Source organism: Microbacterium tumbae (genome assembly GCF_054780175.1).
Window position 1 is genome coordinate 127,386 of record NZ_BAAGWV010000002.1, and the last position, 23,956, is coordinate 151,341.

The window sequence follows — 23,956 nt, forward strand, 5'->3', positions numbered from 1 at the left end:
TCTCAGCCGATCTCTAGCCTGTGACCCTGCGCGCGAGTAGACTGGTGGGCACTACACCCGAGGGGGACGGAATGCCACTGTCCGAACAGGAGCAGCGTCTGCTCGACGAGATGGAACGCCATCTCCTCCAGAACGACGCGGACGTCGTCAGCGCGCCATCCGGTGACCGTGTGCTGAGCTATCGCAACCTCGTCTACGGGGCGCTCCTGCTTCTCGCCGGCATCGGAGCGCTCGTCGTCGGCGTCGCCCTCGGCAAGGAGCTCGGGATCGTCGCCGTCGTCATCGGCGTCATCGGCTTCATCGCGATGCTCGGCGGCGTCATGCTGGCGGTCACGCCGACGCGCCGCACGACGCCCGTCCCGCCGAAGGAGCCCAAGAACGGCGCCGCTTCGGCCGGCAGCTTCATGGATCGCATGAACGACCGATGGGACCGTCGCCAAGAAGGTCGCTGACCCCTCCACTTCTCTCCACGAAGAAGCCCGGATGCCTTGAGCATCCGGGCTTCTTCGCGTTCTGGGCGCCCTTCCGACACCCGCTGCTCCACTGTCCTCCACTGCTGCTCCACCGCGGAATCCCGGGGGTTCGGGGCTGGACATCTCCTGTATGTGCCAGGATCGTGCCATCTGGTCGTAGGAAAGTGGAGCAAAGTGGAGTAAAGTGGGGAATACCTCGAGTTGGCCGGACGAAGAGGGGGTGAAGGCCGATGTTGCTGGGGACGCACTCTCCGAAGCTGGACGACAAAGGTCGAGTGATCCTCCCCGCCAAGTTCCGTGAGGACCTGGGCGGCGGCATCGTCGTCACCCGCGGGCAGGAACGCTGCCTGTACGTCTTCAGCACGGCCGAGTTCGAGGCGATGCACGAGCGGATCCGTCAGGCGCCGCTCAGCAACAAGCAGGCCCGCGACTTCCTGCGCATGTTCCTCTCGGGGGCGAGCGCTGAGATGCCGGACACCCAGAACCGCATCACGATCCCCGCACACCTCCGGCAGTACGCGGGGCTCGAGAAGGAGCTCATCGTCACCGGAGTCGGCGCCCACGCCGAGATCTGGGATGCGGCGGCCTGGAACGCCTACCTCGAAGGCAACGAGGAATCGTACGCAGATCTGGAGCAGGAGGTGATCCCGGGACTGTTCTGACCCTCGACTGTGATGCCCCGCCGCTCCCGCCCCGACACACTTCCCCGGTGCCGGGTCGAGAAGCGGAGGGGGATCAGGGTCGAAGGCCACCCGAAGACATCATGGGCATTCGCGACATCCACACCCCCGTCCTGCTCGAGCGCTGCCTCGAGCTGCTGGCGCCTGCGCTGCAGCACGACGGCGCCGTCCTCGTGGATGCCACGCTCGGCATGGGCGGGCACTCCGAGGCCTTTCTGGAGCGCTTCCCCGGCATCCGCGTGATCGGCCTCGATCGCGACACCGATGCCCTCCGGATCGCCTCGGAGCGGCTCGCCCGCTTCGGCGATCGGGTCTCCTTCGTGCACACCGTGTACGACGAGATCGGCCTCCACGCGCACGGAGCCTCCGGCATCCTGTTCGATCTCGGCGTCTCCTCGCTGCAGCTCGATGAGGCGGACCGCGGCTTCGCCTACGCCAAGGACGCGCCGCTGGACATGCGGATGGATCAGACCAAGGGCACGACGGCCGCCGAGGTGCTCGCCACGTACAGCGAGGGCAACCTCCGCCGCATCTTCGAGCGCTACGGCGAGGAGAAGCTCGCCGCCCGCTACGCCCGCTTCATCGTGCAGTCGCGCGAAGCCCAGCCCCTGGAACGGTCGGGGCAGCTCGTCGATCTGCTCATCGCCGCGACGCCCGCGGCCGCGCAGCGGGCGGGACACCCGGCCAAGCGCGTCTTCCAGGCTCTGCGCATCGAGGTCAACAGCGAGCTCAGCGTCCTCGCCGACGCCATCCCGTCCGCCATGGACGCCCTGAACATCGACGGACGCATCGTCGTCATGTCGTACCAGTCCCTGGAGGACCGCCTCGTCAAGCAGGCGTTCGCCGCGGCATCCGCATCGACGGCGCCGGCGGGCCTGCCCGTCGAGCTCCCGGAGCACGCTCCGCGATTCCGGATGCTGACCAAGGGCGCCGAACAGGCCGACGAGGGGGAGAGGGCGCGCAACCCGCGTGCGATCCCGGTCCGCCTCCGCGCCGCTCAGAAGCTGCGGGAGGCATCATGAGCGCAGAAGCACTGCTGCTGCCGGAGCGGGTCCGTCCGGCCCGGCCCGAGCGCGGCCGCATCCTCCGCCCGGTGGGCGCGCCGTCGCCGCGCCGTCGCCCCAGGCTCGCCTACGCGCTGCTCGCGCTGGGCGGTGCGGCGCTGATCGCCGTCGCGCAGATCGGCCTCACCATCGCCACGACCCAGGACTCCTTCGTCCTGGCCGGCCTCACGTCCGAGAATCGCGCGCTGACGCTCGAGGCGCAGGCGCTGCAGGACGAGCTCGCCGGCATCAGCTCGCCGCAGGCGCTGGCCACCAAGGCCTCCGAGATGGGCATGGTCGTGGCCGGGAGCGCCTCGTACCTGCGTCTCAGCGACGGCACGGTCGCCGGAGCGGGCTCCGGCGCCGGCTGGATCTCCAGCATCGACCCGAAGGGCTCGGGCGCCGTCGCGAACTCGCTGCTCGCCGACAAGACCCCGGTCGCCGCGGCCGAGGAGCAGGCCACGGAGGACGCCGAGGCGGCATCCGACCTTCCCGCGACCCTGGAACAGGGTCTTCCGACCCCCAGCACGCACTGATCAGGAGATGCCATGACGACGCGCGCAACCCGTGGACCCCGCCGGAGGACCGTCGTCGCCCTCGCCGTCGTGCTCGCCGTGATCGCGGCGTTCGTGGTGCGACTCGTCGACATCCAGGTCGTCAACGCGGACGATCACGTCGACGACTCGCTCAGCGTAGGACAGCTCGGGACCTCCACGACCCTGGCGGGCAACCGCGGCAGCATCGTCGACGCGCAGGGGACCGTGCTCGCCTCCAGCACCCTGGTGTACGACGCGCAGCTCTCGCCCTCTCTCATCGAGGAGGTGGACAAGAACACGAAGAACCCGCCGACCTACCTCTGGGCGGAGGCCTCGGAGCGCATCGCCGCGATCGTCGGCGCCTCGACCGGTGAGGAGCTGCGCGCCGCGGTCGCCGCGAATCTCGAGAAGAACCCCGACTCCCAGTACTACCTGCTCAAGAACGGCCTGAGCACCGATCAGTACCTGCAGCTCAAGGAGCTGGAGCTCCCGTATCTGGCGATGAAGCCGCGCAGCGTCCGCGTGTACCCGAACGGCGCGGTCGCGGGGAACATCATCGGCTTCCTGGACGGCTCCGGCGAGGCCAAGTACGGCGTGGAGCGTCTCGCGAACGAGTGCCTCGCCGCGCAGAGCGGCGAGCGCACCTACCGACGGGGCAAGGACGGCAACGTCATCCCGGGAAGCGAGACGACCACGGACGCGGTCGACGGGGGCGCGGTCGAGCTCACGATCAACAGCGACCTGAACTGGTATCTGCAGCAGATGATCGCCGAGGAGGCGCAGCGGCAGGGCGCGGCGAGCGCCACGGCGACGGTCGTCGAGGTCAAGACGGGCAAGATCCGTGCGGCGGCGGAGTGGCCCTCCGTCGACCCCAACGACATCGACGCGACTCCGGCCGAGTACTGGAAGTCGCAGATCTTCTCCAGCACGTTCGAGCCGGGCTCCACCTTCAAGGCCGTCACGGCCGCCACGGTCATCGACCAGGGGGCCGCGAACTGGTCCACCTCGGTGACCGCGCCCAGCCGGGAGTACTTCGACAACGGCGCCGAGATCAACGACCCGTTCCCGCACCCGGTCTACGACTACACCCTCGCGGGCGCCCTCATCGACTCCTCCAACGTCGCGCTGTCGAAGTACGGCACGATGGTCTCGCCGCAGACCCGCTACGACTACCTCGACGCCTTCGGGGTGGGGCACCGGACGGACATCGGCTTCCCCGGCGAAGAGTCCGGCACGCTGCACCCCGTCAGCGAGTGGGACAACCAGTCGCTGTACACCACGACCTTCGGCCAGCACTTCACGATCACCGCGGCTCAGCTGGCCGGGACCTACCAAGCCATCGCGAACGACGGGAAGAAGATCGACCTGTCCCTGATCGAATCCTGCACCGGCGCGGACGGCGCCGTCACGGAGTCCGCCGATCCCGAGAGCACCAGGGTGATCGCGGAGGACACCGCGGCGCAGCTGCAGCGGATGCTGGAGAACGTGGCCGTGCAGGGGAACCTGTCCGAGCGCATCGAGATCCCCGGCTACCGGATCGCGACCAAGACGGGCACCGCGCAGACCCCGAACGGCCACGGCGGATACAAGTCCGGCGTGTACGACGTGAGCATCGTCGGATATGCTCCGGCCGAGGACCCTGAGTACGTCGTCGTGATCACGATGGACGAGCCGACTAAAATCAGGTCGTCGGCCGCAACAGCCACCGCCTTCCAGAAGGCGATGACGCAGGTGCTGAAGACGTACCGGGTCCAGCCGTCCACCGAAGCCAGGGAAGACCTGCTGCCCAAGTTCAACTGAGTCGGCGAGAGCCGCGCATGGAGAAGTCATGATCGCCCTGTCGCTTGCCCGGATCGCCGCTGTCCTCGCCGGAGAGCTGCGACTCTCCGGCGAGCACGCGCCCGACACCCTCGTGGACGGAGTCGTTGACACCGATTCCCGCGTGATGGGGCCGGGGTCGATCTTCGTCGCCAAGCCCGGGGCGACCACCGACGGCCACGAGTTCGTGGCGGCCGCGGCCGAGGCCGGAGCCGTGCTCGCGATCGTCGAGCGCCCCGTCGACGTCGCGATCTCGCAGGTCGTCGTGCCCGATTCCGTCGCAGCCCTGGCGGATCTCGCCCGCGAGGTCGTCGCGCAGGTGCGTGCTCGGGGCGGCCTGCGCATCGTCGGGATCACAGGATCCAACGGCAAGACCACGACGAAGAACATGCTGGCGCGGATCCTCCAGGACGAGGGCGAGACCGTCGCGCCGATCAACTCCTACAACAACGAGGTGGGCGCGCCGCTCACGATGCTCCGGGTGACGGAGTCGACCCGGTATCTCGTGAGCGAGTTCGGCGCCGCGACGCCGGGCAGGATCGCGCGGCTCGCCGGTCTCGTCGAACCCGACCTGTCCATCGTCCTCATGGTGGGGATGGCGCACGCCGGCGGTTTCGGGGGGATCGAGGAGACCGCGAAGGCCAAGTCCGAGCTGATCGCCGCGACACGCCGTGGCGGCGTCGGCGTCCTGAACCTGGACGACCCCCGTGTCGCCGCGATGCGCACGCTCGCCGAGGAGCGGGACATCACCGTGATCGGCTTCGGCCGGAGCGCGGAGGCGGACGTCAGCGCCAGGGACGTCGAGGTGACCGCTGAGGGCACGCGCTGCGTCGTCGAGACGGCGGATGCCGGTGCGCTCCCGCTGCGCCTCAAGGTGCTGGGCGCGCATCATATCGGCAACGCGCTGGCCGCCATCGCCGCGGCCGGAGCGCTCGGGGTGCCGGCGGCGGCGGCGATCGAACGCCTCGAGACGCTCGAGATCGCCGAGCGCTGGCGGATGCAGCCGCTCGGGAACGATCGCGTGCGCATCATCAACGACGCGTACAACGCCAGCCCCGACTCCATGGCGGCGGCGCTGCGCACCCTGGCGCAGATCACGCAGCCGCATGAGAGGACGGTCGCCGTCCTCGGTGCGATGAACGAGCTCGGCGAGGACGCGGGGGAGGAGCACGACCGGATCGGCCTGCTCGCCGTCCGGCTGAACATCCAGCGCATCGTGGTCATCGGCCCCGAAGCGCGACGGCTGTACCTGTCCGCGGTCGGAGAGGGCTCCTGGAACAGCGAGGCCGTGCATCTGCCCGATCAGGACGCCGCCTTCGAGTACCTGAGAACCGAGCTGCGCGACGGGGACCGCGTGCTCGTGAAGTCGTCCAATTCCGTGGGGCTCCGGCACCTCGGCGATCGTCTGGGAGAATTGTTCTCGTGAGGTCCCTGCTTATGGCGGCGGCGATATCGCTCGCCTTCACGCTCTTCCTGACTCCCGTCTTCCTGCGGCTGTTCCGCAAGTGGGGCTGGGGGCAGGTGATCCGCACCCCCGACGCCATCGAGAACCCGAGCCACGAAGCCAAGCGCGGGACCCCCACCATGGGCGGCGTCATCTTCATCGTCGGGACGATCCTCGGGTACTTCACGGGCATCTACGCCGGCGGGAGCCAGCCCACCCTCTCGGCGATGCTCGTGCTCTGGGTCATGGTCGGCTTCGGCGTCGTCGGCTTCATCGACGACTACATGAAGGTCCGGTCCCAGCGCAGCCTCGGCCTCTCCGGGTGGCGCAAGATCCTCGGCCAGCTCCTGGTGATCATCCCCTTCGGCATCGTCGCGCTGAACTTCCCGAACGACTGGGGCCAGACGCCCGCCAGCGCCTTCGTCTCGCTGTTCCGCGACATCCCCTGGCTGAACCTCATGGCGGGCGGGGTGATCCTCGGCTGGATCCTCTACCTCGCCTGGATCTCGGTCATCGGGGTGGCGACCTCGAACAGCGCCAACCTGACGGACGGCCTGGACGGCCTCGCCACCGGCGCGGGCATCTTCGTGATCGGCGCCTACAGCCTGATCGCGTTCTGGCAGTTCAAGCAGGTGTGCGGCGAGGACGTCGACCCCAGCGTGCTGTCCGCCTGCTACGAGGTGCGCGATCCGTTCAGCCTCGCCGTCGTCTCCGCGTCCTTCGCCGCGTCCCTCATCGGCTACCTGTGGTGGAGCGCGCCCAAGGCGAAGGTCTTCATGGGCGACGTCGGCTCGATGGCGATCGGCGGCGTCGTCACGGCGATGGCGATCCTCACCCGCACGGAGCTGCTGCTGTTCATCATCGCGGGCAGCTTCGTGATCTCCTCGGGGTCGGTCATCCTGCAGCGGCTCTACTTCAAGGTCACCCGCGGCAAGCGCATCTTCCTGATGAGCCCATTCCACCATCACCTCGAGATGCGCGGCTGGCCCGAGGTCACGATCGTGGTGCGGCTGTGGATCATCGCGGGGCTGCTCGCGGTGTCGGCGGTCGGACTGTTCTACGTCGAGTGGCTGAGCCAGGTCCCGTGAGCGCGTCGCGTCTGGATGATCTGACCAGCTGGCACGCCGACTGGGCCGGGCTTCGCGTCGCCGTGCTCGGGCTCTCCGTGACCGGCTTCGCCGTCGCGGACACGCTCACGGAGCTCGGCGCCGACGTCCTCGTGCTCTCCGAGGACGCGAGCGAGGAGTACGAGCGCCTCGTCCCCGTCGTCGGCGCACGGCTCGAGCTGGGTCCTCTGTCGGAGGCGCCGGAGGCGCTGCGCTCCTTCGAGCCGGAGGTCGTGATCGCCTCGCCGGGCTTCTCGCCCTCGCACCCGGTCATCCGCTGGGCGCGCGACGCGGGGATCGCCCTGTGGGGCGACGTGGAGCTCGCCTGGCGCGTGCGCGACAAGGTGCTGCGCGCCGACGGCACGCCCGCGGAATGGGTGCTCATCACCGGGACGAACGGCAAGACGACGACGACCCAGCTGACGGCGACGCTGCTCGTCGAGGGGGGACTGCGGGCCGCGCCATGCGGCAACATCGGCATCCCCGTGCTGGACGCCGTGCGCGATCCGGCCGGATTCGACGTCCTCGTCGTCGAGCTGTCCAGCCATCAGCTCTGGTACATCGGGCAGAGCGCCGCGGTCGCGGAGCTCGTGCCGTATTCGTCGGTGTGCCTGAACCTCGCCGACGACCATCTCGTCTGGCACGGCAGCGCCGAGGCGTACCGCGATGCGAAGGCGGTCGTGTACCGCAACACCAAGGTCGCCTGCGTCTACAACAAGGCGGATGCCGCGACCAGGCTCATGGTCGAGGAGGCCGACGTCGTCGAGGGCGCGCGCGCGATCGGCTTCGACCTGGGCGTGCCGGGCCCGAGCGATGTGGGCGTGGTCGACGGCATCCTCGTCGATCGCGCCTTCCACGAGGACCGCGCCCGCAGCGCTCTCGAGCTGACCACGATCGCCGATCTGCGCAGTGCCGGCCTGTCCGCGCCTCATGTGGTGCAGAACATCCTCGCCGCCGCAGCCCTGACGCGGTCGCTCGGCGTCGCCCCGGCCGCCATCGCGACGGCGCTCGCCTCCTTCCGTCTGGATGCGCACCGCATCCAGGTCGTCGCGACCCACGGCGGGATCACCTGGGTGGACGACTCCAAGGCGACCAACCCGCACGCCGCCGCATCCTCGCTGCGCGCGTACCCCGGCGCCGTCTGGGTCGTCGGCGGCGATCTCAAGGGCGTCGACATCGGCGGCCTCGTGGCGGAGGTCGGCTCCTCGGCGCGTGCGGCCGTGGTGATCGGCGTCGAAAGGGACGCCGTCGTGACCGCGTTCGCACGACACGCGCCGACGGTGCCGGTCTTCGAGGTCGATCATGGCGACACTGGACAGGTCATGAACCGCGTCGTGGAGATCGCGTCGGGGATCGTCGACGGCGAGGGGACGGTGCTGCTGGCCCCCGCCGCGGCCTCCTTCGACCAGTTCTCCGGCTACGCGGATCGCGGCCGCCGCTTCGCCGAGGCGGTGCAGGAATGGATCGAGCGGGGGAGCGCCGATGACGCAGGCGGCTCGCCCGAAGCGCACTGAGGGCGCCGGCCTCGCCGCGCGGGTCTCGCTCGGGCGCATCTTCACGCCGGTCTCCACGGAGTTCCTGCTCATCACCTCCTCGGCGCTTCTGCTGACCGTCTTCGGGCTGGTGATGATCATCTCGGCCACCAGCGCCACCGAGGCCGGCACGATGGACACCGCCATCAAGCAGGGGCTGTTCGCGATCGTCGGCATCCCGATGATGTTCCTGGTGAGCCGCATGCCGCTCGCCTGGCTGCGGCGCCTCGCCTGGCCCGCCCTGATCGGCGCGACGCTGCTGCAGCTGCTCGTGTTCACCCCGCTGGGCGTCGACTCCTACGGGAACCGCAACTGGATCGGCATCGGCGGATTCCAGCTGCAGCCTTCCGAGTTCCTCAAGCTCACCCTCGCGCTGTGGATCGCCTACGTGCTGCTGCGCAAGAAGACGCTGCTGGCCAACTGGAAGCACGTCTTCATCCCCGTGATCCCGGTCGCGGTCCTCGTGATCGGCTCGGTCATCGCCGGCGACGACCTCGGCACGGCCATGGTGCTCGTGCTCGTGCTGCTGGCGTGCCTGTTCTTCTCCGGGGTCAAGCTGCGGCTGTTCATCATCCCGCTCGTGCTCGGCGCCGGCGCCGTGCTCTTCTACGCCCTCTCCAGCGACAACCGCATGAAGCGCATCACCGCGCTGTGCGCGAACGTCGATCCGGCGGTCGACGCGAAGGCCTACATCAACGAGTGCTATCAGTCCATCCACGGGATGTGGGGGATGGCCACCGGCGGCATCTTCGGGCTGGGGCTGGGCAACTCCCAGGAGAAGTACGGCTGGCTGCCCGCGGCCTCCAACGACTTCATCTTCGCGATCGTCGGCGAGGAGCTGGGCCTGATCGGGTGCATCGTCGTGCTCGCTCTGTTCCTCATCTTCGCGGTCGGAGCCTTCCACGTCATCCGCAAGACCGACGATCCGTTCATCCGGGTGGCGGCCGGCGGCATCACCGTCTGGATCATCGGTCAGGCGCTCATCAACATCGGCGTCGTGATCGGCATCTTCCCCGTCATGGGCGTGCCGCTGCCGTTCATGTCGCAGGGGGGGACGGCGCTGCTGTCCGTGCTCCTCGGATGCGGTGTCCTGCTCGCCTTCGCCCGCACGCTCCCGACCGCCGAACGGGGTAGGGTCGCACGGTGACCACCTACCTGCTCGCCGGCGGAGGAACCGCCGGACATGTCAACCCCCTGCTCGCCGTCGCCGACGGGCTCCGCGAGCGGGACGCCTCGGCCGACGTCCTCGTGCTGGGGACGGCGGAGGGGCTGGAGGCCAGGCTCGTCCCGGAACGCGGCTACGAGCTGCTCATCGTCGACAAGGTGCCCTTCCCGCGCAAGCCGAATGCCCAGGCCCTCCGATTCCCCGCCAGGTACCGGCGCGCCGTGCGGCAGGTCCGCGAGCACATCCGCTCCCGCGGAGTCGATGTCGTCGTCGGTTTCGGAGGCTACGCATCCGCGCCGGCGTACGTCGCCGCGCGCAGGGAGGGAGTCCCCTTCGTCGTGCATGAGGCCAACGTCAGGCCCGGGCTCGCGAACAGGCTGGGCGCGCGCAGGGCCGCGGGCGTCGGCGTCGCGTTCGACGGCACTCCGCTCGCCCGCGCGGAGACCGTCGGCATGCCCCTGCGGCGCGAGGTCGTCGAGCTCGACCGCCCGGCGCTGTGGACCCGGGCTGCTGCGGAGTTCGGACTCGCGCTGGATCGCCCCGTCCTCCTCGTGTTCGGGGGATCGACGGGCGCGCTGCGCCTCAACAACGCCTTCGGCGATGCCTGGCAGGACGTCCTGGACGCCGGCTGGCAGCTGCTGCACGTGACGGGGGAGCGCAGCGACCTGGCCGACCCGGGGGCGCCCGGCTACGTCGTGCGGCGCTATGTGAACAGGATGGATCTCGCGTTCGCGCTGGCCGATCTCATCGTTTCCCGCTCCGGGGCGGCGACCGTGAGCGAGATCAGCGCCCTCGGCCTTCCCGCCGTCTACGTGCCGTACTCCGTCGGCAACGGCGAGCAGCGGCTCAATGCGGCGTCGTCGGTGGCGGCGGGAGCGGCGATCCTGCTCGACGATCCGACCTTCACGGGCGACGTCGTGCGGTCGACCGTCATCCCGCTGCTGAAGGATCCCGAGCGCATCGCGGCGATGGCCGCAGCTGCAGGGCGGATCGGCACGCGCTCCGGCACCGAGAACGTCATCGCCATGATCGATCGCGCCGTGGCGGACGCATCCGCCCGGTGAGCGAGGGCGAGCCGCAGAGCCGACGCGGAGCCTCTCCGACTTAGGATTGACGGGACATGATCAGACCTGACCTCTCCCTCCCGATCCCGGAAGACATCGCCGCCGCGCACTTCATCGGCATCGGCGGCTCCGGTATGAGCGGGCTCGCCAAGATGTTCCTCGACGCCGGCATCCGCGTGTCCGGCTCCGATCGTGCGGACAGCGCCGCTCTGCGGTCGCTCGCCGCCGCGGGCGCGACGGTGCACGTCGGTCACGACGCCGCCCAGCTCGGCGACGCGGACACGGTCGTGCACACCGGCGCGATCTGGGCGGAGAACCCCGAGTTCGTCACGGCGAAGGAGCGCGGGCTGCACGTCATCCACCGCTCGCAGGCGCTGCACTGGCTGATCGGCTCCCGGCGGCTCGTCTCGGTCGCCGGCGCGCACGGCAAGACGACCTCGACGGGGATGATCATCACGGCCCTGCGCGAGCTCGGAGCCGATCCGAGCTTCGTCAACGGCGGCGTGATCGAGCAGCTCGGAGCGTCCAGCGGCACAGGCTCCGACGAGCTGTTCGTCATCGAGGCGGACGAGTCGGACGGCACCTTCCTGCTCTACGACACCGCCGTCGCGCTCATCACCAACGTCGATCCCGACCATCTGGACTTCTACGGCTCCGACGAGGCCTTCCACGACGCCTTCATCCGGTTCGCCGACGCTGCGACCGAGGCCGTCGTCATCTCCGCCGACGACCCCGGCGCGCTGCGGGTGAAGGCGGGACTCTCGCACTCGCGCGTCGTGACCTTCGGGCTGGCGGAGGACGCCGACCTGCGCGTGAGCGACATCGACGTGAACGGCCCGGTCTCCGCCACGCTCACCCGCGACGAGGAGTCGGTCCGCCTCCGACTGGCCGTTCCCGGCGCGCACAACGCGATCAACGCCGCCGGCGCCGTGGCCGTCCTGCAGACGCTCGGCCACTCCCTCGCGGAGGCGGCGCGGGCCCTGGAGGGATTCGCCGGGACGGTGCGGCGCTTCGAGCTGCACGGCGCCGAGCGCGGCGTCAGCGTCTACGACGACTACGCCCACCACCCCGCCGAGGTGCAGGTCGCCCTCGCGACGGCTCGCGCGGTGGTGGGCGACGGACGCGTCATCGCGATCCAGCAGCCGCACACCTACTCGCGCACGCAGCACATGTACCGGGAGTTCGCCGAGGTGCTCGAACGGGGCGCGGACCACACGGTCATGCTCGACGTCTACGGCGCCCGGGAGGATCCCGTGCCCGGCGTCACGGGAGAGCTCGTCTCCGGGGCGTTCGCCGATCAGGGCAATGTGCACTACGTGGCGGACTGGCAGGAGGCCGCCGACTACACCGCGTCGATCGCGCGCGAAGGCGACTACGTCATCACGCTCGGCTGCGGCAACGTCTACCAGATCATCCCGCAGGTGCTCGGCGCTCTCCGGCGGACCGCGGGGGAGTGAGGGATGCGACGGCCCGCACCGCTTCCGGCTGAGCAGGCCCCGCCGGAGAAGCCGGCGCCGTCGCGCCGCGAGCCGCGGCGCACGCCCGTCGATGAGCCTGCGATCCACCCGGTGCCGGAGGAGACGCCGCCAGGGGACGCGCCGGCCGGGGAGGCGCCGCTCACGCAGCGCGACGTCTGGCGTGCGGCCAGAGCCCGGCGGAAGGCGCTCAAGAGCGAGATCCGGCGCTTCACCCAGCGCTCGCGCCGTCGGCGCATCGTCTGGTGGAGCGTTCTCGGGGCGATCGTCCTGCTCATCGGCGGGAGTGCGCTGGCCGCCTACAGTCCCCTGTTCGCGGTCGAGAAGATCACCGTCGTCGGCGCATCCACGCTGGACGCGGCCACGGTGGAGGCCGCGCTCGTCGACCAGGTCGGCACGCCGCTCGCCCTCGTCGACGGGAGCGAGGTGAAGGCCGCGCTCGTCGCGTTCCCCCTCATCGAGACGTACACGCTGGAGGCGAGCCCCCCGCACGGGCTGACGGTCCGCATCGTCGAGCGCACGCCGGTCGGCGTGATCCGATCCGACGCCGGCTACACCCTCGTCGACGCCGCCGGCGTCGTGCTGTCGACGACCGACGCCCAGCCGGAGGGCCAGCCGCTGCTGGAGATCGACGGCGGGACGGATTCCGGGGCCTTCGCCTCGGCGGGCCTCGTGGTGCGATCCCTGCCCGCGGATCTGCGGGCTCAGCTCACCAGGGTCCGGGCGAGTTCGCCGGACGACGTGAGCCTGACTCTCGGCGGCGTCGCCGTCGTCTGGGGGAGCTCGGAGAGATCCGCGGAGAAGGCGCTCGCGCTTCAGGGACTCATCGCCGCCAATCCGGATGCGCGATCCTTCGACGTCTCCGCGCCCGGCGTCGGCATCGTCGGCTGAGCGCCGGCACACGGGATTGCCCGACACGCGCGTGTCATAGCGTGCGCATGCCGAAGCGGCGCATACCTTCGATCAAGAGAACGCAATACCGGGAAATACTTTACACCTCTACCTGAGGTTTAAGGTTCACCACCCCCCAGGACAGAATTCAGGCTCGACACATCGGAGGCCGGCCATGAGCCAGAACCAGAACTACCTCGCCGTGATCAAGGTCGTCGGCGTCGGCGGTGGCGGCGTCAACGCCGTCAACCGCATGATCGACCTCGGCCTCCGCGGAGTCGAGTTCATCGCCGTCAACACCGACGCCCAGGCGCTTCTCATGAGCGATGCCGACGTCAAGCTCGACGTCGGCCGCGAGCTCACCAGGGGACTCGGCGCGGGAGCGGACCCCGAGGTCGGCCGTCGTGCCGCCGAGGATCACGCGGAGGAGATCGAGCAGGCCCTCACCGGTGCGGACATGGTCTTCGTCACCGCGGGTGAAGGCGGAGGGACGGGCACCGGAGGCGCTCCCGTCGTCGCCCGCATCGCGAAGTCCATCGGCGCGCTCACCATCGGCGTCGTGACCAAGCCGTTCTCCTTCGAGGGTCGGCGCCGCCAGAGCCAGGCCGAGGCCGGCGTCGCCAAGCTCAAGGAAGAGGTCGACACGCTCATCGTGGTGCCGAACGACCGGCTCCTCGAGATCAGCGACCGGGGCATCTCGATGATCGAGGCCTTCGCCACGGCCGATCAGGTCCTCCTGGCCGGTGTGCAGGGCATCACCGACCTCATCACGACGCCCGGCCTCATCAACCTCGACTTCGCCGACGTCAAGTCGGTCATGCAGGGCGCGGGCTCGGCGCTCATGGGCATCGGCTCGGCGCGCGGCGCGGACCGCGCGATCAAGGCGGCCGAGCTGGCCGTCGAGTCTCCGCTGCTGGAGGCGTCCATCGAGGGCGCGCACGGAGTGCTGCTGTCGATCCAGGGTGGATCTAACCTCGGCATCTTCGAGATCCACGACGCCGCGGACCTCGTCAAGGAGGCCGCTCACCCGGAGGCCAACATCATCTTCGGCACGGTCATCGACGACACTCTCGGCGACGAGGTGCGCGTGACCGTCATCGCGGCCGGATTCGACGGCGGAGAGCCCACGCTGCGCCTGGACCCCACATTCGTCTCGCGACCGGCCACGCTGCCGGAGCAGGTGAAGGAGGATCTGGACGAGGCCGCAGCGGCCGTCGAGGTGAAGTCGGAGGCGGAGCAGGCCGCGCCGATCTCGGTGACCAGCAGCATCGAACCCGCCTTCGCGGACGACGGGGATCTCGACATCCCCGAGTTCCTGAAGTGACCCTCGCCGCACGGCTGTCGGCGATCGATGCGCAGATCGCCGAGGCCGCGCGTGCGGCGGGACGGGATGCCGCGGGGATCACGCGCATCGTGGTGACGAAGTTCCATCCGGCCGCCCTGGTGCGCGAGCTCTCCGTGCTCGGGGTGACCGACGTCGGGGAGAACCGCCAGCAGGAGCTCACCGCCAAGCGCGAGGAGCTGCAGGACGTGCGGGTGCGCTGGCACTTCATCGGCCAGGCCCAGACGAACAAGGCGGGCGCCATCCGGCGCAGCGCGGACGCCGTGCACTCGATCGACCGTGACCGCATCGCCCAGGCGCTGCATCGCGCCGCCGAGGGGCCGGAGCTCCTCGACGTCCTGCTGCAGGTGAACCTGACGGACGATCCCGGCCGCGGGGGAGTGCAGCCGAAGGACGCTCCCGCCCTCGCCGACGCCATCGCAGCGCTGGACACGCTCGCGCTCCGCGGTGTGATGGCCGTTGCGCCTCTGGACGAGGAGCCGGCATCCGCCTTCGCCCGGCTGCGCGCCGTCGCCGACGAGGTGCGGGCGCAGCATCCTGATGCGTCGTGGATCTCGGCCGGCATGACGGCGGACTTCGTCGAAGCCATCGCGATCGGCGCGACACACCTGCGGATCGGGTCCGCAATCACCGGTCCTCGCCCTGCGCGGGGATAACCTCGAAAAAGACCAGCCCCAGACGTTCGAACACCGGAGGACACGATGGGTAACCCGCTCAAGAAGACGATGGTGTATCTCGGCCTCGCCGACGAGGAAGACGCCTACGAGGACCAGGCGCCTCAGGCTCCCGCCCGTGCACACCGTGAACGCGATGTCGAGGAGTCGGCGCCCGCGCCGGTCACCCCGCTGCGTCGCCCGACCGCCGTGCGCCAGCCGGCCGGAGGAGCCGTGAACGAGATCCTCACCGTTCATCCCAAGCAGTACCGCGATGCGCAGCTGATCGCCGAGAGCTTCCGTGAGGGCGTTCCGGTCATCATCAACCTGTCGCAGATGTCGGATGCCGAGGCGCGTCGCCTGATCGACTTCGCCAGCGGTCTCTCCCTCGGCCTGTACGGCCGGATCGAGCGCGTCACCTCCAAGGTGTTCCTGCTCTCGCCGGAGAACATCGCCGTCTCGGGCCATGGGGGAATCGCGCACGCGGACGCCGAGTCCGCGGGCTTCGACCACGCGTAGCACCCCGTGGGCTCGCTGGTCTCCGTCATCGCCGGCATCGTTCACCTGGTGCTGCTGCTGTACATCTTCGTGCTCTTCGCGCGCCTGATCCTGGACTACATCCCGATCTTCAACCGGTCGTGGCGTCCGAGGGGATTCGGGCTGGTCGCCGCCGAGGCCGTCTATACGGTCACGGACCCTCCGATCCGGTTCTTCCGGCGGATCATCCCGCCCCTGCGGATCGGTGGGCTCTCGCTGGACTTCGGGTTCGCGCTGACGATGCTCCTCGTGCTGATCCTGATGTCGATCGTGCGCGTCATCGCCGTGTCCGTGCTGTGATCGCGGGCGGATCGGCACCGGGAACGGACGCCGCGCCGACGGCCTGGCGTCGCGGTCCGCAACTGCGGGGACTATGCTTGGCTCCCAGGTGCGCGCCCCGGGTACGCACCTGATCAACACCGCGCCATAGTCGAAAAACTGGCAACCGAACTCATCGAAAGAGGAGCCACCCATGGCACTGACCCCGGATGACGTCGTCACCAAGCAGTTCCAGCACGTCCGATTCAAGGACGGCTTCGACCCGGACGAGGTCGATGACTACCTCGACGAGATCGTCGTCGAGTGGCGCAAGGTCATCGAGGAGAACAAGGAGCTGAAGGCGAAGCTCGCGGCCTACGAGTCCGGCGAGCAGCAGGCCGCTGCTCCCGCACCGGTCGCCGAGGCGCCCGCTCCCGTCGCTGCTCCCGCTGCGCCGACGACTCCCGACGCGACCGGTTCCACCACGGCCACGGCCGGCATCATCGAGCTGGCCCAGCGTCTGCACGACGAGCACGTCGCCGAGGGCGAGGCCAAGCGCAAGCAGCTCATCGCAGAGGCCGAGACCGAGGTCGAGAAGATCCGCAGCGAGGCGGCGGCCAAGCAGCGCGAGGAGTCGGCCCGCCTGGAGCGCGAGCGCAACTCCCTCGAGGCCCGCATCACGGAACTGCGCACCTTCGAGCGCGACTACCGTACGCAGCTGCGCGGCTACATCGAGGGTCAGCTCCGCGACCTCGACGAGAAGTCGGCGTCGACGGACTCCACACCGGTCTCCGCGATCGGCCTGTAAGGCGCCCTCTTGTCAGGACGCCGTCCCCTTCGTCGGTCGGCGGCCGGTGCGATCGTCGCGATTCTCGCGATCGTCGTGCTGGCCGCCGATCAGTTCGTGAAGCACCTCACCATCGAGAACCTCCCCAAGGAGGAGGCCGTCCCGGTGCTGGGCGACTTCCTGCAGCTGTACTACATCCGCAACTCGGGCGCGGCCTTCTCGCTGCTGCCGGAGATGACCTGGATCTTCACCATCGCGCTGGCGGTCGTCGCCGGTGTGATCGTCTGGAAGGCCTTCGGACTCCGTTCCCGGCTGTGGGCGGTCGTGCTCGGGGCGCTGCTGGGCGGCGTGCTCGGGAATCTGACCGACCGGCTCTTCCGGGAGCCCGGCTTCGGCAACGGGCACGTGGTCGACATGATCTCGATGCCGTGGATGATTCCTGCGATCTTCAACGTCGCCGACGTCTTTATCGTGACCGGCATGATCTCCGTCGCGCTGCTCGTCGTCCTCGGTCTGCGCTTCGACGGCACGCGTGAGCGCGATCATGCCGAGAAGGACGTCGCGGCGGAGTCCGAGCAGGATGCCGAGGCAGCCGAGGCGGACATCGCGGATGCGGCGGACGCCGATCGCGTGGACGCCGTGGACGATCAGGACCTCGAGACGCCGTCGGGCGCGGCATCCTGAGCATGGATTCCCGGACTCTGCCCATCCCTGACGGGCTCGAGGGCGTACGCGTCGACGCGGCCCTGGCGAAGATGCTCGGCTTCTCCCGGACGTTCGCGGCGGAGGTCGCGGAAGCGGGCGGGGTCAGCATGGACGGGGTGACGCTCGGCAAGTCCGGCCGCCTGCGGGCCGGCGGGTGGCTGAGCGTCGAGTGGCGTCCGAGGGAGGAGCCGCGGATCGTCCCCGTGGCCGTTCCGGAACTCGGCGTCGTCCACGACGACGACGACATCGTGGTCGTGGACAAGCCGACCGGCGTCGCGGCCCATCCTTCGCTGGGCTGGGAGGGGCCGACCGTGCTCGGCGCCCTCGCCGCCGCAGGCTTCCGCATCGCGACGAGCGGTGCGGCGGAGCGAGCCGGCATCGTGCACCGGCTCGACGTCGGGACCAGCGGCCTCATGGTGGTCGCCAAGACCGAGAGCGCCTACACCGCGCTCAAGCGCGCCTTCAAGGAGCGCACCGTCGACAAGATCTACCACGCCGTCGTGCAGGGGCATCCCGATCCGCTCGCGGGCACGATCGACGCGCCCATCGGGCGGCACCCGAGCCACTCCTGGAAGTTCGCCGTCACGCCGAGCGGCAAGGACTCGGTGACGCACTACGAGACGCTCGAGGCCTTCCCCGGCGCCTCGCTGCTGGAGATCCATCTCGAGACGGGCCGCACGCATCAGATCCGCGTGCACATGGCCGCGCACCGGCATCCCTGCGTCGGCGACCCGCTCTACGGGGCCGATCCGACGCTGTCGGCCCGGCTGGGTCTCACGCGCCAGTGGCTGCACGCGCACCGGCTCGCCTTCGAGCATCCCGGGACGGGGGAGCGGGTGGAGTTCTCCTCGCCCTATCCCGCCGATCTGGCGGACGCCCTGGAGATGCTGCGCGGCGAGTGACCGGGCCGGCGTCGCCTTCGGCCACGCTTCGGCCGGGGTCCCGCGAACGGAAGTCGCCGCAGTCATGACCGAACCGATGTCGGTGAGGGAGCGCACACTGAGGGGATGAGCATCGAGGTTCGTCCCGCCACCGTGTTCGACGACGTCGCCACGCTGGTGGGGCCCAAGAATCCGTCCTCGAACGTGTGCTTCTGCCTGAGCTACCGGATCGGGAACAAGGAGAACGTCGCGCTGCGCGGAGCCGACCGCGCCGCGCGCGTCCGGGAGCTGTGCGATCACGATCCGCCGCCGGGAGTCATCGCCTACCTCGGCGGCGAGCCGGTCGCGTGGGCGGCTCTGCACCCGCGGCGCGACACGAGCTTCGCCCGCAACCGGCTCATCCCGCACGTCGATGATCTCGACGTGTGGTCGCTGTGGTGCTTCCGTGTGCGACCGGGGCATCGTAAGCAGGGCATCTCGCACGCGCTGATCGAGGGCGCGGTGGCGTATGCGCGCGAGCGCGGCGCGCCCGCGGTCGAGGGCTACCCGGTCGACAGCGCCGGCGCGAAGGTGAACCTCACGATGGCGTACGCGGGCACGCGGCGCCTGTTCGAGGCGGCCGGATTCACGAAGGCCGCCGATACGGGATCGGTGCTGGACGGTTTTCCGCGCGTGCTGATGCGGAGGGACCTTCGCGGAGGAGAGGAGAAGTCGTGAACCGCTTCCGGGCACGCGCCGACGTCGGACGTCGAAAGTAGACTCGGAGCATGGCATCCGACTCCTTCGTCCACCTCCATGTGCACAGCGAGTACTCCATGCTGGACGGCGCCGCCAAGATCGGCGCGATGACGCAGGCGGCCGCCGAATACGGGATGCCGGCGATCGCGGTGACGGACCACGGCAACACCTTCGCGGCGTTCGAGTTCTACCGCGCGGCGCAGTCCGCGGGCGTCAAGCCCATCATCGGGCTCGAGGCCTACGTCACACCCGGCACGCACCGCAGCGACAAGTCGCGCGTCCAGTGGGGATCGCCCGATCAGAAGGGCGACGACGTCTCCGGCTCCGGCGCCTACACGCACATGACGATGTGGAGCCAGTCGACCGAGGGCATGCACAACCTGTTCCGGCTGAGCTCCCTGTCGAGCATGGAGGGCTACTACTTCAAGCCCCGCATGGACCGCGACCTGCTGCAGACCTACGGCAAGGGACTCATCGCCACCACAGGCTGCCCCTCGGGGGAGGTCCAGACCCGCCTCCGCCTCGGCCAGTACGACGCCGCTCGCGCCGCAGCGGCCGAGTTCCAGGACATCTTCGGCAAGGAGAACTACTTCGCCGAGATCATGGATCACGGGCTCTCCATCGAGCGCCGCGTCATGACCGACCTCCTGCGGCTGGCCAAGGATCTCGGCATCCCCCTGGTCGCGACCAACGACTCGCACTACACCCACCAGCACGAGGCCGATGCGCACGCCGCGCTGCTGTGCGTGCAGTCCGGCTCGACCCTCGACGACCCGAACCGCTTCAAGTTCGACGGCGACGGCTACTACATCAAGACCGCGGCGGAGATGCGGCAGATGTTCCGCGACCATCCAGAGGCGTGCGACAACACGCTCCTGATCGCCGAGCGGTGCGAGGTCGAGTTCAACACCTCGGCGAACTACATGCCCCGCTTCCCGGTTCCCGACGGCGAGACCGAGGACAGCTGGCTCATCAAGGAGGTCGAGAAGGGGCTGCACTACCGCTACCAGAACGGCATCCCCGACAAGGTCCGCAAACAGGCCGAGTACGAGACCGGCATCATCCTGCAGATGGGCTTCCCGGGCTACTTCCTCGTCGTCGCGGACTTCATCAACTGGGCCAAGGACAACGGCATCCGCGTCGGACCCGGCCGCGGTTCCGGTGCGGGCTCGATGGTGGCCTACGCCATGCGCATCACCGACCTCGATCCGCTCGAGCACGGCCTGATCTTCGAGCGCTTCCTCAACCCGGACCGCGTCTCGATGCCCGACTTCGACGTCGACTTCGACGACCGCCGCCGCTCCGAGGTCATCGACTACGTGACGGAGAAGTACGGCTCCGAGCGCGTCGCGCAGATCGTCACCTACGGAACGATCAAGTCCAAGCAGGCGCTCAAGGACGCCGGGCGCGTGCTCGGCTTCCCGTTCAGCATGGGGGAGCGCCTCACCAAGGCGATGCCGCCGCCCGTGATGGGCAAGGACATGCCGCTGGACGGCATGTTCGACTCCGCGCACCCGCGCTACAAGGAGGCCAGCGAGTTCCGGGCGCTCATCGACACCGATCCCGAGGCCAAGACCGTCTTCGACCGTGCGCTCGGGCTCGAGGGGCTGAAGCGGCAGTGGGGCGTTCACGCGGCCGGCGTCATCATGTCGTCCGAGCCGCTGGTCGACATCATCCCGATCATGCGCCGCGAGCAGGACGGCCAGATCGTCACGCAGTTCGACTATCCGTCGTGCGAGACCCTCGGCCTCATCAAGATGGACTTCCTCGGGCTCCGCAACCTCACGATCATCTCCGATGCGCTCGACAACATCCGCATGAACCGCGGCGAGGAGCTCGACCTCGAGCATCTCGCCCTCGACGATCAAGCCGCGTACGACCTGCTCGCCCGCGGAGACTCCCTCGGCGTGTTCCAGCTCGACGGCGGACCGATGCGCGCCCTGATGCGCCTCATGAAGCCAGACAGCTTCGGCGACATCTCGGCTCTCATCGCCCTGTACCGCCCCGGCCCCATGGGCGCCAACTCGCACACGAACTACGCGCTGCGCAAGAACGGCCAGCAGCCGATCACGCCGATCCATCCGGAGTTCACCGAGTCGCTCGCGGACATCCTCGAGGAGTCCTACGGCCTGATCATCTACCAGGAGCAGGTCATGGCCATCGCTCAGAGGGTGGCGGGCTTCTCCCTCGGCCAGGCGGACATCCTCCGTCGCGCGATGGGCAAGAAGAAGAAGTCCGAGCTGGACAAGCAGTTCGAGGGCTTCCAGGCCGGCATGCACGCCAACGGCTATTCGGATGCCGCGGTGGGCGCCCTCTGGGAGATCCTGCTGCCCTTCTCGGACTACGCCTTCAACAAGGCGCACTCCGCCGCCTACGGCGTGGTGTCCTACTGGACGGCGTACCTCAAGGCGCACTATCCCGCCGAGTACATGGCCGCGCTCCTGACCAGCGTCGGCGACTCCAAGGACAAGATGGCGCTGTACCTCAACGAGTGCCGCCGCATGGGCATCAGGGTCCTTCCGCCGGACGTGGGCGAGTCGATCAACTTCTTCGCCGCCGTCGGGGAGGACATCCGCTTCGGGCTCGGCGCCGTGCGCAACGTCGGCAGCAACGTCGTCGACGGCATCGTGCAGGCCAGGCAGAAGGAGAACTTCACCTCCTTCCACGACTTCCTCGGCAAGGTGCCGCTGCACGTCGCGAACAAGCGCACGGTGGAGTCGCTCATCAAGGCCGGAGCCTTCGACTCCATGGGAGACACCAGGCGCGCGCTCCTGGAGATCCATGAGGATGCCGTCGAGGCGGCCGTCGACCGGAAGAGGAACGAGGCCCAGGGCGCCATCGGCTTCGACTTCGACAGCCTGTACGACGACCTCGAGGAGGCCGCGCCGGCGAAGGTGCCTGAACGTCCGGAGTGGACGAAGAAGGACAAGCTCGCCTTCGAGCGGGAGATGCTCGGGCTCTACGTGTCCGATCACCCCCTGGCGGGGCTCGAGGTCCCGCTCGCCAAGCACGCCTCGATCGCGATCCACGATCTGAACAACTCCGAGGACCTGCAGGACGGCGACCAGGTCACCGTGGCGGGGCTCGTCACCAGCGTGCAGCATCGCGTCGCCAAGGCGAGCGGGAATCCGTACGGCATGATCACCGTCGAGGACTTCAACGGCGAGGTGACGGTCATGTTCATGGGCAAGACCTACACCGAGTTCCAGCACGTCCTCCAGCAGGATTCGATCCTCGCCGTGCGCGGCCGGGTCTCGCGTCGCGATGACGGCCTGAACCTGCATGCGCAGTCGGCGTTCGCCCCGGACGTGGGGTCTTTCGACGCCGCGGGCCCCCTGTCTCTTCTCGTCGCCGAGCAGCGGGCGACCGAACAGGTGATGAACGAGCTCGCCGCCGTGCTGAGGCGACATCAGGGCGAGACCGAGGTGCTGCTGCGCGTCCACAGAGGTCGGACGGCGAAGGTCTTCGAGGTTCCCCTGCCGGTCTCGGTGACCGCCGACCTCTTCGGCGATCTGAAGTCCCTGCTCGGTCCCGCCTGCCTCGGCTGAGCGCGTTCATGAGAAACCCGTGAGGATCACGCGCCCGGGCATGAGCGCTTCAGCGCGTCCGGGTAGGATCGGGACGCGTTAGGCGCGTGGAGCAGGCACGTCACGCGTCACGATGAAAGGAACTCCGATGACCTTCCCGCAGCCGTTCGACGAAACCCCGGCGCCCGAGGCGGCTCCGACGGTTCACGGCGCCTTCGACGATGGCGACGTGCTCTACGAGGAGCAGGTGACGCCGGAGCACGGCGTCCTCGGATTCACGCTGCGAGAGCTGATCATCGTCGGCGTCTGGCTCATCGCCTTCGTCACCTCCTTCTTCCCCGTGCTCAGCCCTCTCGGCGGCTCGGTATGGCAGGGCATCCAGTGGATCCTCCCGATCGGCCTGCCGACGACGGCCGTGTTCCTCATCGTGCTGCGCCGCTTCTCTCCCGACGGCATCCGCCGGGTCGGATCGCTCGGGATCGATCAGTTCGCATCCGTCGTCTTCTCGGTGGCGGTGCTGTCCTGGGCGCAGTTCCTGTGGGAGCTCGTCGCGAGCTCCATCGCGGCGGGCGTCGGGCCGGTCGCCTGGGTGCCGTGGGTCCAGTTCGTGGCGATGCTGGGCCTCGTCGCCGTCTCGGCCTTCGCCTTCCTCATCCCGGGTCTGCGGGAGGACTTCCGCGGACGTCTTGAGACCCTCGCGCACCGCAACGCCAATCCCGTCCGCCCTGTCATTCCGCGTCCGCGCGCGCCGAAGCCGGAGACCGCCGCGGAGCCCTTCCCTGCGCCGGCCGAGGAGCCCGCTCCCGCGCCGGCAGCCCTGGACATCGAGCTCTCCGGCGAGCACAGCACGGACGAGATCGCCCGGCTCGACCTCTCGGAGCAGATCCCCCTCTCGGCGCATGCGTCCGGCGGCGACGTCGGCACCGCGCCCGCTGTCGCCGAGGAGGAGTACGTGCCCGGCTACGCCCGCCGTTCGCGCCACGCCGCGGAGGAATCCGAGGCGGACGAGGAGCCGATCGAGGTCCTCGGATTCGAACCGGACGAGGCTGCAGAGGACGTCTCGACCCGAGCGGTCGACATCGACGCCACGAACCCTCGGACCTCTCCGTCTGCTCAGCCGTTCTGGGCTCTCGCGCCCACAGAACGCGACGTCGTCGACGAGCAGGGGCAGGCGATCTTCCGGATCGGGCCGAACGCCTGGGCCCTGGTGATCGAGGACCGAGGCGGCGCCTACGTCGTTCGCCATGACGACGGCCGCATCGGCTATCTCCACGACATCGCAGACATCACGAAGGGCTGAC

The 23,956-nt window shown here is 69.2% G+C and carries 22 protein-coding genes; all 22 read left to right on the forward strand.

Annotated elements, in window-relative coordinates; all coding sequences use genetic code 11:
- The first annotated feature begins 71 nt into the window (after positions 1-71).
- A complete protein-coding gene (locus ACYVGQ_RS07840; protein ID WP_460784054.1) occupies positions 72-452 on the forward strand; it encodes a DUF3040 domain-containing protein in 381 nt (126 codons plus the stop codon).
- 251 nt (positions 453-703) lie between these two features.
- Positions 704-1,135, forward strand: a complete 432-nt coding sequence (gene mraZ / locus ACYVGQ_RS07845) for a division/cell wall cluster transcriptional repressor MraZ (RefSeq protein ID WP_460784055.1) — start codon at positions 704-706, stop codon at positions 1,133-1,135.
- Positions 1,136-1,236: 101 nt separating this feature from the next.
- Positions 1,237-2,175: a 16S rRNA (cytosine(1402)-N(4))-methyltransferase RsmH gene (gene rsmH / locus ACYVGQ_RS07850; RefSeq protein ID WP_460784057.1), complete on the forward strand. Its 939-nt coding sequence runs from the start codon at positions 1,237-1,239 to the stop codon at positions 2,173-2,175.
- On the forward strand, positions 2,172-2,732 hold the full coding sequence (locus ACYVGQ_RS07855) for a hypothetical protein (protein WP_460784058.1): 561 nt from the start codon (positions 2,172-2,174) through the stop codon (positions 2,730-2,732). The genes rsmH and ACYVGQ_RS07855 overlap by 4 nt, the downstream gene beginning before the upstream one ends.
- Before the next feature lie 12 nt (positions 2,733-2,744).
- Entirely contained in the window at positions 2,745-4,532 is a 1,788-nt protein-coding gene (locus ACYVGQ_RS07860; RefSeq protein ID WP_460784059.1) for a peptidoglycan D,D-transpeptidase FtsI family protein, read from the forward strand.
- 28 nt (positions 4,533-4,560) lie between these two features.
- A complete protein-coding gene (locus tag ACYVGQ_RS07865) occupies positions 4,561-5,976 on the forward strand; it encodes a UDP-N-acetylmuramoyl-tripeptide--D-alanyl-D-alanine ligase (RefSeq protein ID WP_460784060.1) in 1,416 nt (471 codons plus the stop codon).
- Positions 5,973-7,082: a phospho-N-acetylmuramoyl-pentapeptide-transferase gene (gene mraY, locus ACYVGQ_RS07870; protein WP_460784061.1), complete on the forward strand. Its 1,110-nt coding sequence runs from the start codon at positions 5,973-5,975 to the stop codon at positions 7,080-7,082. Before ACYVGQ_RS07865 ends, mraY begins: the two co-directional genes overlap by 4 nt.
- Complete coding sequence (murD, locus tag ACYVGQ_RS07875; protein ID WP_460784062.1) at positions 7,079-8,614, forward strand: UDP-N-acetylmuramoyl-L-alanine--D-glutamate ligase; 1,536 nt, start codon at positions 7,079-7,081, stop codon at positions 8,612-8,614. The genes mraY and murD overlap by 4 nt, the downstream gene beginning before the upstream one ends.
- Positions 8,583-9,779 carry an FtsW/RodA/SpoVE family cell cycle protein gene (locus tag ACYVGQ_RS07880; protein ID WP_460784063.1) on the forward strand — a complete coding sequence of 399 codons (1,197 nt, stop codon included), beginning with the start codon at positions 8,583-8,585 and terminating at the stop codon, positions 9,777-9,779. The genes murD and ACYVGQ_RS07880 overlap by 32 nt, the downstream gene beginning before the upstream one ends.
- Positions 9,776-10,861 (forward strand): UDP-N-acetylglucosamine--N-acetylmuramyl-(pentapeptide) pyrophosphoryl-undecaprenol N-acetylglucosamine transferase, encoded by a 1,086-nt coding sequence (locus ACYVGQ_RS07885; RefSeq protein ID WP_460784064.1) that lies wholly within the window; start codon positions 9,776-9,778, stop codon positions 10,859-10,861. The genes ACYVGQ_RS07880 and ACYVGQ_RS07885 overlap by 4 nt, the downstream gene beginning before the upstream one ends.
- A gap of 56 nt (positions 10,862-10,917) precedes the next feature.
- Complete coding sequence (murC, locus tag ACYVGQ_RS07890; protein WP_460784065.1) at positions 10,918-12,318, forward strand: UDP-N-acetylmuramate--L-alanine ligase; 1,401 nt, start codon at positions 10,918-10,920, stop codon at positions 12,316-12,318.
- A gap of 3 nt (positions 12,319-12,321) precedes the next feature.
- Positions 12,322-13,227 (forward strand): cell division protein FtsQ/DivIB, encoded by a 906-nt coding sequence (locus tag ACYVGQ_RS07895; RefSeq protein WP_460784066.1) that lies wholly within the window; start codon positions 12,322-12,324, stop codon positions 13,225-13,227.
- Positions 13,228-13,402: 175 nt separating this feature from the next.
- Entirely contained in the window at positions 13,403-14,551 is a 1,149-nt protein-coding gene (ftsZ, locus tag ACYVGQ_RS07900; protein ID WP_460784067.1) for a cell division protein FtsZ, read from the forward strand.
- On the forward strand, positions 14,548-15,225 hold the full coding sequence (locus tag ACYVGQ_RS07905; RefSeq protein WP_460784069.1) for a YggS family pyridoxal phosphate-dependent enzyme: 678 nt from the start codon (positions 14,548-14,550) through the stop codon (positions 15,223-15,225). The genes ftsZ and ACYVGQ_RS07905 overlap by 4 nt, the downstream gene beginning before the upstream one ends.
- Positions 15,226-15,270: 45 nt before the next feature.
- Entirely contained in the window at positions 15,271-15,741 is a 471-nt protein-coding gene (locus ACYVGQ_RS07910; RefSeq protein WP_460784070.1) for a cell division protein SepF, read from the forward strand.
- Between the two features lie 6 nt (positions 15,742-15,747).
- Positions 15,748-16,059, forward strand: coding sequence for a YggT family protein (locus ACYVGQ_RS07915; RefSeq protein ID WP_460784072.1), 312 nt, complete (start codon positions 15,748-15,750; stop codon positions 16,057-16,059).
- Positions 16,060-16,231: 172 nt separating this feature from the next.
- Positions 16,232-16,825: a DivIVA domain-containing protein gene (locus ACYVGQ_RS07920; RefSeq protein WP_460784074.1), complete on the forward strand. Its 594-nt coding sequence runs from the start codon at positions 16,232-16,234 to the stop codon at positions 16,823-16,825.
- A gap of 9 nt (positions 16,826-16,834) precedes the next feature.
- A complete protein-coding gene (gene lspA, locus ACYVGQ_RS07925) occupies positions 16,835-17,488 on the forward strand; it encodes a signal peptidase II (protein ID WP_460784076.1) in 654 nt (217 codons plus the stop codon).
- Between the two features lie 2 nt (positions 17,489-17,490).
- Positions 17,491-18,411, forward strand: coding sequence for an RluA family pseudouridine synthase (locus ACYVGQ_RS07930; RefSeq protein ID WP_460784077.1), 921 nt, complete (start codon positions 17,491-17,493; stop codon positions 18,409-18,411).
- Between the two features lie 105 nt (positions 18,412-18,516).
- Positions 18,517-19,107 carry a GNAT family N-acetyltransferase gene (locus ACYVGQ_RS07935; RefSeq protein ID WP_460784078.1) on the forward strand — a complete coding sequence of 197 codons (591 nt, stop codon included), beginning with the start codon at positions 18,517-18,519 and terminating at the stop codon, positions 19,105-19,107.
- Between the two features lie 50 nt (positions 19,108-19,157).
- On the forward strand, positions 19,158-22,676 hold the full coding sequence (dnaE, locus tag ACYVGQ_RS07940; protein WP_460784079.1) for a DNA polymerase III subunit alpha: 3,519 nt from the start codon (positions 19,158-19,160) through the stop codon (positions 22,674-22,676).
- A 127-nt stretch (positions 22,677-22,803) separates the two neighbouring features.
- Complete coding sequence (locus tag ACYVGQ_RS07945; RefSeq protein WP_460784080.1) at positions 22,804-23,955, forward strand: hypothetical protein; 1,152 nt, start codon at positions 22,804-22,806, stop codon at positions 23,953-23,955.
- Position 23,956 lies beyond the last annotated feature (1 nt).

Bases quoted from the DNA above. Each gene is read 5' to 3' on its own strand.
- ACYVGQ_RS07840 (WP_460784054.1), top strand. From the start codon at position 72: ATGCCACTGTCCGAACAGGAGCAGCGTCTGCTCGACGAGATGGAACGC.
- mraZ (WP_460784055.1), top strand. From the start codon at position 704: ATGTTGCTGGGGACGCACTCTCCGAAGCTGGACGACAAAGGTCGAGTG.
- rsmH (WP_460784057.1), top strand. From the start codon at position 1,237: ATGGGCATTCGCGACATCCACACCCCCGTCCTGCTCGAGCGCTGCCTC.
- ACYVGQ_RS07855 (WP_460784058.1), top strand. From the start codon at position 2,172: ATGAGCGCAGAAGCACTGCTGCTGCCGGAGCGGGTCCGTCCGGCCCGG.
- ACYVGQ_RS07860 (WP_460784059.1), top strand. From the start codon at position 2,745: ATGACGACGCGCGCAACCCGTGGACCCCGCCGGAGGACCGTCGTCGCC.
- ACYVGQ_RS07865 (WP_460784060.1), top strand. From the start codon at position 4,561: ATGATCGCCCTGTCGCTTGCCCGGATCGCCGCTGTCCTCGCCGGAGAG.
- ACYVGQ_RS07880 (WP_460784063.1), top strand. From the start codon at position 8,583: ATGACGCAGGCGGCTCGCCCGAAGCGCACTGAGGGCGCCGGCCTCGCC.
- murC (WP_460784065.1), top strand. From the start codon at position 10,918: ATGATCAGACCTGACCTCTCCCTCCCGATCCCGGAAGACATCGCCGCC.
- ACYVGQ_RS07895 (WP_460784066.1), top strand. From the start codon at position 12,322: ATGCGACGGCCCGCACCGCTTCCGGCTGAGCAGGCCCCGCCGGAGAAG.
- ftsZ (WP_460784067.1), top strand. From the start codon at position 13,403: ATGAGCCAGAACCAGAACTACCTCGCCGTGATCAAGGTCGTCGGCGTC.
- ACYVGQ_RS07910 (WP_460784070.1), top strand. From the start codon at position 15,271: ATGGGTAACCCGCTCAAGAAGACGATGGTGTATCTCGGCCTCGCCGAC.
- ACYVGQ_RS07920 (WP_460784074.1), top strand. From the start codon at position 16,232: ATGGCACTGACCCCGGATGACGTCGTCACCAAGCAGTTCCAGCACGTC.
- ACYVGQ_RS07930 (WP_460784077.1), top strand. From the start codon at position 17,491: ATGGATTCCCGGACTCTGCCCATCCCTGACGGGCTCGAGGGCGTACGC.
- ACYVGQ_RS07935 (WP_460784078.1), top strand. From the start codon at position 18,517: ATGAGCATCGAGGTTCGTCCCGCCACCGTGTTCGACGACGTCGCCACG.
- dnaE (WP_460784079.1), top strand. From the start codon at position 19,158: ATGGCATCCGACTCCTTCGTCCACCTCCATGTGCACAGCGAGTACTCC.
- ACYVGQ_RS07945 (WP_460784080.1), top strand. From the start codon at position 22,804: ATGACCTTCCCGCAGCCGTTCGACGAAACCCCGGCGCCCGAGGCGGCT.